Here is a 3,230-nt window from a genome sequence, read left to right as displayed (position 1 = left end):
CTTTGTACTCACCCTCTCGGGCTTTCCTCCGGGCTTTCGTTCTGTGTTCTTGCGTTTCCGACTCTATCAGACTCTTTCGGGCCCGATTTCCTCGGCGCTTTCCAGGTCCTGCGCTTTCGCGCTTTCCCTTTCCGGCGGTTCCGACTCTATCAGAAGTTCTCCACCGGATTTCCCGGCTTCGGATTCCTGAATGAAGAGACGGCTGTATCCACTGAGAATTCAATTCCTGGTGGATGAGGCTAATTGTATACCCTCGCCATCGAACTTGTCCAGTCCGAGGCAACCGTTCGAATCTACCTCCCCGATCCGGCTGTGTCAACAGCCCTTCCGGGACGACGAGAGACTAGCAGCTCAGCAGGCCCGTACGCACATCAGGCCGCGGTGGGCAGCACCGCGGTGCGGTCGGCGGCCTCCACGTCGCCCATCTCGCCGGCGCGGGAGGCCCTGCCGCCCAGGACGTAGACGTAGAGCAGGAAGGCGGCTTCGGCGACGACGCCGATGGTGATGCGGGCCCAGGTGGGAAGGCCCGACGGGGTCACGAAGCCTTCGATCAGGCCCGCGACGAAGAGGACCACCGCGAGGCCGATGGCCATGCCGAGGGCCGCCCGGCCCTGTTCGGCGAGTGCGGCGCGGCGGGTGCGGGGGCCCGGGTCGATGACCGTCCAGCCCAGGCGCAGGCCCGTGCCCGCGGCGACGAAGACCGCCGTCAGTTCGAGCAGGCCGTGCGGGAGGATCAGGCCGAGGAAGACGTCGAGCCGGCCGGCGGAGGCCATGAGGCCGATCCCGACGCCGAGGTTGAGCATGTTGAGGAAGAGGATCCAGAGCACCGGGATCCCCAGGAACGCGCCCAGCACCAGGCAGACCGCGGCCGCTTGGGCGTTGTTCGTCCAGACCTGGGCGGCGAAGGAGCTCGCGGGGTGGCTGGAGTAGTACGTCTCGTACTCGCCGCCCGGCTTCGTGAGGGCCTTGAGGTCCTCGGGGGCCGCGATGGCGCCCTGGACCTCGGGGTGCGTGGCGATCCACCAGCCGATGAGTACGCCGATCGCCGTGGAGAGCAACGCGGTCGGTATCCACCAGCGCCGGCTGCGGTAGACCGCGGCCGGGAAGCCCACGGTGAAGAAGAGGACCGCGTCGCGCCAGCCGGCGCGACGGGTGCCCGTCACCGTGGCCCGGGCCCGCGCGACCAGCTGCGTCAGCCGCCCGGTGAGCATGGGGTCGGGGGCACTGGACTGCACCAGGGAGAGGTGGGTGGAGGTGCGCTGGTAGAGGGCGACGAGCTCGTCGGCCTCGGCGCCGGTCAGCTTGCGGCCGCGGCCCAGGAGCTGCTCCAGGCGGTCCCATTCCGCGCGGTGTGCCGTCACGAAGACGTCGAGATCCATCCGGTTGCCGCTCCCCTGCCCCAGTGCCCCTGCTTCGGCCTATTCCTCGTGTGGTCAGCTTGGCAGACTGAATGACGTCGGGGCGGGGCAGGTCAGGTGAAAGGTGCTGTGGTGAGCGATCTGGTGACGGGGGACGCGGTCGTCCTGGGGTTGAGGCCGGCGAGGGTCCCGAGCCGGGCGCTGGCGATCGTCCTCGACCTGGTCGTGTACATCGTCGGGTACGTGATCCTCTCGATCGGACTGACCTTCGCGACCGCCTCCCTCGATGACGCGGCGCAGGCGGCCGTGGGTGTGGCGGGTTTCGTGCTGCTGCTGGTCGGCGTGCCGATCGCGGTGGAGACGCTCAGCCACGGGCGGTCGCTGGGCAAGCTCGCGTGCGGGCTGCGGGTGGTACGCGACGACGGCGGGCCGATCCGGTTCCGTCACGCGCTGGTGCGCGGGTCCATGGGGGTCGTGGAGCTGATCATGACCTTCGGGGCCGTGGCGTGCATCGCCTCGCTGGTGTCGGCGCGAGGGCGGCGGCTCGGTGATGTCTTCGCGGGAACCCTGGTGATCCGGGAGCGGGTGCCGGGGGCGCGGGTGATGCCGGTGCCTCCGCCGCCGCCGTGGCTGGCCGGCCGCTTCTCCGGGCTGGACCTGTCGGCGGTGCCGGACGGGCTGTGGCTGGCGATACGGCAGTACCTGACGCGGATGAACCAGCTGGATCCGCAGGTGGGCGCCGCAATGGCGGCGCGGCTCGCGGACGATCTGGTGTCCCGTACGGGGGCGCCGCCGCCGGTGGGGGTGCCGGCCGCCGCGTTCCTGATGGCCGTGGTGCACGAACGGCAGTCGCGGGACGCCGCCCGGGCCTTCGCCCCCGTTCCCGCGCATGGTTCCGGGGCCGGGGCCGCCCCGGTGTCGGCTGCGGCGCCCGCCCCCGTGCCGACTCCGTACGTCACGCACGCTCCCGTCACACCCGCGCCCGTCGGACCGGTCGCGCCTGCCGCGCCCTCGGGGCCGCCGCGCGCCGGCGGGTTCGCGCCGCCGGCCTGAGGGACTTGAGGGACCTGAGGGTTACCCCTCGAAGGTGGAGGGCGGGGTCTCCAAGTGCTCCAGTTCGATGCCCGGCGCGGACAGGACCACGTCGCCCGCGATGTGGATCGTGTGGACCTCGCCGGTGTCCAGGGCGCTGACCTGGTACTCGTCCACCAGCAGCGGGCCGCTGTCGGTGGGGTGCTCCTCGCGGCGCAGCAGGGCCCAGGCCTGGTCGACCGTACGGGGGGCCAGTACCGGGTCGGTGAGGGCGAGCAGCCGGACCCGGGTGGCGGGGGCGCCCGGGGTCAGGCGCAGCAGGCGGGCCGTCGCGATGAGGAAGGCCGGTGAGGTGCCGGTGAATCCGGGGGCGTGGACGTTGCCCTCGGTGGCCTCGGCTCCGGTGGGGTCGGTACGGACCCAGGTGACGCCGTCGATGGCGGCTCCGCGGACCTGCCAGCTGGAGGCGTTGACCTCGAGACGGATGGGGCGGCCCAGTTCGTCGACGGCCAGGTCGACGGAGCCGCGGTGGTCGCCGTTCGGGGCCGTCAGCTGGGAGACGTAGCGCCAGCCGGAGGGGCCGGGGGCGCAGTGGAAGTGCTCCTCGCCGAGGGGGGTGTGGTCGTGCGGGTCGTGGAGGGAGTAGCGGCCGCGTGGCATGACGATCCTTGGGTACGGGGCAGGCCCCCGGCGTGGGTGCCGGGGGCCTGCCTGAGGTGCTGCGTTGCTGCGGATCCGCGGGAGATCAGTAGCGGTAGTGGTCCGGCTTGTACGGGCCCTCGACCGGGACGCCGATGTAGTCGGCCTGCTCCGGGCGGAGCGTGGTCAGCCTGACGCCGA

4 protein-coding genes are annotated in these 3,230 nt (G+C 71.5%); 1 reads left to right on the top strand and 3 read right to left on the bottom strand.

The features are described from left to right. Positions 1-371: 371 nt before the first annotated feature. Positions 372-1,379: a stage II sporulation protein M gene (locus tag AB0D48_RS37325; protein WP_362407797.1), complete on the bottom strand. Its 1,008-nt coding sequence runs from the start codon at positions 1,377-1,379 to the stop codon at positions 372-374. A 111-nt stretch (positions 1,380-1,490) separates the two neighbouring features. Here AB0D48_RS37325 and AB0D48_RS37320 point away from each other — a divergent pair, with 111 nt between their 5' ends. Next, the gene (locus AB0D48_RS37320; protein WP_362407794.1) at positions 1,491-2,411 is read left to right on the top strand and encodes an RDD family protein; all 921 of its coding nucleotides are present in this window, start codon (positions 1,491-1,493) and stop codon (positions 2,409-2,411) included. A 21-nt stretch (positions 2,412-2,432) separates the two neighbouring features. On the opposite strand, the gene AB0D48_RS37315 is transcribed toward AB0D48_RS37320, so the two are convergent. Then, positions 2,433-3,050, bottom strand: a complete 618-nt coding sequence (locus AB0D48_RS37315; protein ID WP_362407791.1) for a hypothetical protein — start codon at positions 3,048-3,050, stop codon at positions 2,433-2,435. 85 nt (positions 3,051-3,135) lie between these two features. Beyond that, on the bottom strand, positions 3,136-3,230 hold a 95-nt coding region (locus AB0D48_RS37310), incomplete at its 5' end, for an adenosylhomocysteinase (protein ID WP_362402195.1).

This window comes from Streptomyces sp. NPDC048269, from assembly GCF_040652395.1.
In the GTDB taxonomy this organism is placed as follows: Bacteria; Actinomycetota; Actinomycetes; order Streptomycetales; family Streptomycetaceae; genus Streptomyces.
This window is presented reverse-complemented; position numbering and strand designations above follow the sequence as displayed.

What these genes read in the sequence shown, in the direction of transcription:
- AB0D48_RS37315 (WP_362407791.1), bottom strand. Translation starts at nt 3,050, where the DNA reads ATGCCACGCGGCCGCTACTCCCTCCACGACCCGCACGACCACACCCCC.
- AB0D48_RS37325 (WP_362407797.1), bottom strand. Translation starts at nt 1,379, where the DNA reads ATGGATCTCGACGTCTTCGTGACGGCACACCGCGCGGAATGGGACCGC.